Below are 660 nucleotides of genomic sequence, written 5' to 3' on the forward strand. Positions count from 1 at the left end.
GCGTCTGATTGACTGGTTTCAAAAGGAGCAGCGGATTTTGCCTTGGAGAGAAAATCAAGATCCTTATCGGGTCTGGGTATCAGAAATTATGCTCCAACAAACGAGAGTTGATACCGTTATTCCTTATTTTAATAACTTTTTAACTAAATTTCCTACCTTAGAGGCGTTAGCTGATGCTGATGAGCAAGAGGTATTGAAAGCATGGGAGGGCTTAGGTTACTATTCCCGTGCTCGAAATTTGCAAAACGCTGTTCGTGAAGTTGTTGAAGAATATGGTGGAGTTGTTCCTAACGATCCAGATGAGGTTGGAAAACTGAAAGGCGTGGGACCCTATACAAAGGGGGCCATTCTAAGCATTGCTTATGATACTCCCGAGCCTGCCGTCGATGGCAACGTTATGCGGGTATTATCCAGAATCCTTCATGTGGAGGAGGACATAGCCAAGCAAAGTACAAGAAAGCTTTTCGAAGAGCTAGTGCGTGAATTGATTTCCATAGAAGATCCATCTTCTTTTAATCAAGGTTTAATGGAATTAGGTGCCCTCATCTGTACACCTAAAACGCCTTCCTGCATGCTTTGTCCAATTCAGGAGCAATGCCGTGCATTTGAAGAAGGGATAGAAACAGAGCTTCCGATTAAATCTTCAAAGAAAAAACAGAA

1 protein-coding gene is annotated in these 660 nt (G+C 42.6%); it reads left to right on the forward strand.

Features of this window, described 5'->3' with window-relative positions:
• Nucleotides 1-4: 4 nt before the first annotated feature.
• On the forward strand, nt 5-660 hold a 656-nt coding region (gene mutY / locus LD39_RS19610; RefSeq protein ID WP_081988524.1), incomplete at its 3' end, for an A/G-specific adenine glycosylase.

Origin of the sequence: Halobacillus sp. BBL2006 (genome assembly GCF_000786645.1) — a bacterium.
Lineage (GTDB): Bacteria > Bacillota > Bacilli > Bacillales > Halobacillaceae > Halobacillus.